The sequence below is a fragment of the Micromonospora sp. NPDC004336 genome (assembly GCF_053602615.1).
This window is the reverse complement of sequence record NZ_JBSGDY010000285.1, coordinates 1-4,711: the sequence shown is the minus strand read 5'-3', so window position 1 is coordinate 4,711 and position 4,711 is coordinate 1. Positions and strand designations below refer to the sequence as shown.

5 protein-coding genes are annotated in these 4,711 nt (G+C 74.4%); 3 read left to right on the top strand and 2 right to left on the bottom strand.

Going from position 1 to position 4,711, the window contains the following annotated elements; genetic code table 11:
- Window positions 1-81: 81 nt before the first annotated feature.
- Window positions 82-1,053, bottom strand: coding sequence for an aldo/keto reductase (locus ACWENR_RS29725; RefSeq protein WP_452280263.1), 972 nt, complete (start codon window positions 1,051-1,053; stop codon window positions 82-84).
- Window positions 1,054-1,229: 176 nt separating this feature from the next.
- Here ACWENR_RS29725 and ACWENR_RS29720 point away from each other — a divergent pair, with 176 nt between their 5' ends.
- Together ACWENR_RS29720 and ACWENR_RS29715 are read left to right on the top strand one after the other, a co-directional pair.
- Entirely contained in the window at window positions 1,230-2,282 is a 1,053-nt protein-coding gene (locus ACWENR_RS29720; RefSeq protein WP_452280264.1) for an LLM class F420-dependent oxidoreductase, read from the top strand.
- Window positions 2,279-3,115 carry an undecaprenyl-diphosphate phosphatase gene (locus ACWENR_RS29715; protein ID WP_452280262.1) on the top strand — a complete coding sequence of 279 codons (837 nt, stop codon included), beginning with the start codon at window positions 2,279-2,281 and terminating at the stop codon, window positions 3,113-3,115. The genes ACWENR_RS29720 and ACWENR_RS29715 overlap by 4 nt, the downstream gene beginning before the upstream one ends.
- Before the next feature lie 118 nt (window positions 3,116-3,233).
- On the opposite strand, the gene ACWENR_RS29710 is transcribed toward ACWENR_RS29715, so the two are convergent.
- Window positions 3,234-3,848 carry a helix-turn-helix domain-containing protein gene (locus tag ACWENR_RS29710; RefSeq protein WP_452280261.1) on the bottom strand — a complete coding sequence of 205 codons (615 nt, stop codon included), beginning with the start codon at window positions 3,846-3,848 and terminating at the stop codon, window positions 3,234-3,236.
- Between the two features lie 113 nt (window positions 3,849-3,961).
- On the opposite strand from ACWENR_RS29710, the gene ACWENR_RS29705 reads away from it, so the two are divergent.
- A partial coding sequence (locus tag ACWENR_RS29705) for an MSMEG_4193 family putative phosphomutase (protein ID WP_452280260.1) occupies window positions 3,962-4,711 on the top strand: 750 nt, incomplete at its 3' end.

Below are 4,711 nucleotides of genomic sequence, written 5' to 3'. Positions count from 1 at the left end.
GGCGCTCGCCGGACCGCGCGGACGCTCGCCGTCACGCGACGGCGGCGAACGCGGGCGCCGCGCGACGGGCGGGGCGACGGGTCAGCCGTCGCGCTCCGGGTAGCCGACCGGGACGGCCGACACGTCGTCCAGCGCGGTGATGATCTCCTCCGGCAGGGTCATGCGCTCGACCTGGAGCGCGCCGAGCAACTGCCCCACCGTCCGCGCGCCGAGGATCGGCGCCACCACCCCGGGCCGGTCGCGGATCCAGGCCAGCGCCACCTCCAGCGGCGAGACCCCCAGCCCGCCGGCCGCGGTGGCGACCGCCTCCACGATGCTGGAGCAGCGCGGCTCCAGGTAGGTGGCGACGAACCGCTCGAAGTGGGGCGAGGCCGCCCGCGAGTCGGCCGGCCGGCCGTGCCGGTACTTGCCGGTGAGCACCCCGCGGCCCAGCGGCGACCAGGGCAGCACGCCCAGCCCGAGGCCCTCGCACGCGGGCAGCACCTCCCGCTCGACGCCCCGTTCCAACAGCGAGTATTCGACCTGCGCGGCCACCACCGGGGCGCGGCCCGGCCAGGCGGCCTGCCAGGCGGCGGCGCGGGCGGTCTGCCAGCCGGCGAAGTTCGACACCCCGACGTAGCGGACCCGGCCGCTGGCGACCGCGTGGTCGAGCGCCGCGAGGGTCTCCTCCAGCGGGGTGTCGGGGTCGTAGCCGTGCACCTGGAACAGGTCGACGTGGTCGGTGTTGAGGCGGCGTAGCGAGGCGTCCAGCGTCCGCAGCAGGTGCCCCCGGGAGCCGTCGCGGCGCCGGCCGCTGCCCGGCCGCAGGCCCGCCTTGGTGGCGATCAGCAGCTCGTCGCGCGGCACCAGGGTGCCCAGCAGCGACCCGATCACCGACTCGGCGTCGCCGTCGCCGTAGACGTCGGCGGTGTCGATCAGGTTGCCGCCCGCGTCGAGGAAACTCTTCAGCTGGGCGGCCGCGTCGTCGGCGTCGGTGTCCCGGCCCCACGACATGGTGCCGAGCGCGAGCCGGGAAACCGCCAGCCCGCTTCGGCCGAGCGGTCGCTGTTGCATGGGTGAACCTTATTTGGAACAGGGCCGCGCGGACATCCTCGCTCCCGTCAAGTCTGCCGGGCGCGTCGTGTTTCCGACCGCCCAGGTCTCCCGCCGGCGCGGTGAGCCGGTGATCGGGCCGTCCAGGGGCATTGCGTAACCTGATGCGACCTGTGGTGCGGATGGGGGAGGACCTAGTGCGACTCGGGCTCAGCCTCGGATACCAGACGGCGTGGAGCACGCCTGCCGATCACCTGGCGTTCGCCCAGGAGGCGGATCGGCTCGGCTACTCGGTGGTGTGGGCGGCGGAGGCCTACGGCTCCGACTCGCCGAGCATGCTCGCCTGGATGGCGGGGCAGACGGAGCGGATCGACCTGGGCAGCGCGGTGATGCAGATCCCCGCCCGCACCCCGGCGATGACCGCGATGACCGCGGCGACCATCGACGCGCTCTCCGGCGGCCGGTTCCGGCTCGGACTGGGGGTGTCCGGTCCGCAGGTCTCCGAGGGCTGGCACGGCGTCCGGTTCGGCAAGCCGCTGGCGCGGACCCGCGAGTTCGTCGACATCGTGAAGCTGGCCGTGGCGCGCAAGAGCGTCGCGTACGACGGCGAGTTCTACACGCTGCCGCTGCCCGACGGGCCGGGCAAGGCGCTGAAGCTGGGCTTCCACCCGCCGCGCGAGCACATCCCGATCTACCTGGCGGCCGTGGGCCCGAAGAACCTGGAGCTGGCCGGGGAGATCGCCGACGGCTGGCTGGCGATCTTCTACGCCCCCGAGTTCGCCGAGGAGCAGCTCGCGTCGGTGCGCGCCGGGCGGGCGAAGGCCGGCAAGGAGCTGGCCGGCTTCGACGTGGTCCCGTCGGTGCCCGTGGTGGTCGGCGACGACGTCGCCACCTGCGCCGAGCTGGTGCGCTGGTACGCGGCCCTCTACGTCGGCGGCATGGGCAGCCGCCAGCAGAACTTCTACAACCAGCTCGCCACGCGGATGGGCTACGGCGACGCCGCCCGCGAGGTGCAGGACCTCTACCTGGCGAAGCGGCAGCGCGACGCCGCCGCCGCGGTGCCGCTGGAGTTCATCGACCGCACCTCGCTGCTGGGCCCGAAGGAGCGCATCGCCGAGCGGATGCGGGAGTACGCGGCCGCCGGCGTCACCACCCTCTCCGTGACCCTGTTCGTGGGCGACCGGGAAAGCGGCGTGCAGACCCTGCGCACCGTCGCCGAGGCGCTGGACCTCTCGGGAGTCGGGGAGTGACCTGGGTCGAGGCCATCGTCCTGGGCGTCGTCCAGGGACTGACCGAGTTCCTTCCGGTCAGCTCGTCGGGGCATCTGCGGATCACCTCGGCGGTCTTCTTCGACCGCGACGCCGGCGCGTCGTTCACGGCGGTCACCCAGCTGGGCACCGAGGCGGCGGTGCTGATCTACTTCGCCAAGGACATCTGGCGGATCACCCGGACGTGGCTGGTCGGCATCCGGGACAAGTCGGTGCGCTCCAGCCTCGACTACCGGATGGGCTGGTACGTCATCGTCGGCTCGATCCCGATCGGGCTGCTCGGCTTCCTGTTCAAGGACCAGATCCGCACCGCCGGCCGGAACCTGTGGGTGGTGGCCACCACGCTGATCGTCTTCGCGTTCGTGCTCGCGTTCGCCGAGTACTGGGGGCGGCAGACCCGCACCCTGGAGAACTTCCGGATGCGCGACGGCGTGGTGATGGGTTTCGCCCAGGCGATGGCGCTGATTCCCGGCGTGTCCCGCTCCGGGGGCACGCTCACCGCGGGCCTGCTGCTCAACCTGACCCGGGAGGCGGCGGCGCGGTACTCGTTCCTGCTGGCCATCCCGGCGGTGGTGATGTCGGGCGTCTTCAGCGTCGGCGACGTCTTCGAGCCGGCGGCCCCCGGCACCTCGGTGCCGAGCGTCGCGCAGATGGTCGTCGCCACGATCATCGCCTTCGGCGTCGGCTACGCGGCGATCGCCTGGCTGCTGCGCTACGTCGCCCACCACACCCTGTACGTCTTCGTGCTGTACCGGGTCGCGCTGGGCACCCTGGTGCTGGCCCTGCTGATGACGGGGACCATCAGCGCCACCTGATCTCGTCGTGGCCCGTGCCGGCCCCCGTTCGCCTCGGGCGACGGGGGCCGGTCCCGTTTCGCGGTCCGGGCGGGCGGGGCCGGGCGCGGTGTGCGTGCCCGGCGGGCCCCGCCACGGTTCAGCCCGGATCGGGCGGCCCGGGCGGCGGTGGGGTCGCCCGGGGACGGGCGCGCAGGTGGGCGCGCTCGCCCTGCGTGCCGAACAGGCTGAGGAACTCGACCGGCTCGGGGTCGGCGGCGCCGAACCAGTGCGGCACGCGGGTGTCGAACTCGGCCGCCTCGCCGGGGGAGAGCACCAGGTCCTGCGCCCCGAGCACGAGCCGGAGCCGCCCGTTGAGGACGTAGAGCCACTCGTAGCCCTCGTGGGTCTGCGGGTCGGGCACCCGACGGTGGCTGCCGGCGGGGACCACGAGCTTGTACGCCTGGATGCCGCCGGCCCGGCGGGTCAGCGGCAGCATGGTCATGCCGTGGCGCGTCACGGGGCGCAGGTGAATGCGCGGGTCGCCGGTCGGCGGGGCGCCGACGAGTTCGTCGAGGGTGACGCCGTGGGCCCTGGCCAGGGGGAGCAGCAGTTCGAGGGTCGGCCGCCGGGCGCCCGACTCCAGGCGGGACAGGGTGCTCACCGAGATGCCCGTGGTGGCGGACAGCTCGGCCAGCGTCGTCGCGCGCTGCCGGCGCAGCGCGCGCAGCCGGGGCCCCACCGCGCCGAGCGCCTCGTCGAGATCGTCGTCCATGCCGCAAGCTTGCCAGCCCGGCAACAGCGTTTGCCACCCCGGCCGGCGTGACCGTCCCCGCCCCGGCCGGTCACGGGCGGGCGTGCCGGTGCCCGTCGACCGGGGGCCATAGGGTGGTCACCGTGGCGACCCTTCTGCTTCTGCGACACGGCCGCACGACCGCGAACGCGGACGGCGGGCTGGCCGGCCGCCAACCGGTGGAGCTGGACGACACCGGCCGGTCCCAGGCCGCCGCGGTGGGCGAGCGGCTGCGTGCGGTCCCGCTGGCGGCGGTGGTGACCAGCCCGCTGATCCGCTGCCGGCAGACCCTGGAGCTGGCGCTGCCCGGGGCCGAGCCGGTCGTCGAGGAGGGCCTGATCGAGTGCGGCTACGGCACCTGGGAGGGGCAGCCGCTGAAGAAGCTGGCGAAGGACCCGCTCTGGCCCGTGGTCCAGCAGCACCCCAGCGCCGCGGTCTTCCCCGAGGGGGAGGCGATGGCGGCGATGGCGGCGCGGGCGGTCGCCGCGGTGCGCTCCTGGGACGCCCGGGTCACCGCCGAGCACGGCCCGGAGGCGGTCTGGCTGGCGTGCAGCCACGGCGATGTGATCAAGGCCATCGTGGCCGACGCGCTCGGCGTACACCTGGACCTGTTCCAGCGGATCGTGGCCGACCCCGCGTCGGTGACGGCGATCCGCTACACCCCGCTGCGGCCGTTCCTGGTGCGGCTCAACGACACCGGCGGCGACCTGGCCGGCCTGGTCCCGCCGCCGCGCCGGCGGCGTCGCCGGGCGCCGACCGGCCCGCACGGTGCCGCCCAGGCTGAGCACGTCGGCGGTACGCGGGTCGTGCGGCAACCGGGCGACGACCGGCAGCCGCAGCGCCTT

Excerpts from the sequence above, each read along its gene's own strand:
- ACWENR_RS29725 (WP_452280263.1), bottom strand. The coding sequence starts at position 1,053 with ATGCAACAGCGACCGCTCGGCCGAAGCGGGCTGGCGGTTTCCCGGCTC.
- ACWENR_RS29710 (WP_452280261.1), bottom strand. The coding sequence starts at position 3,848 with ATGGACGACGATCTCGACGAGGCGCTCGGCGCGGTGGGGCCCCGGCTG.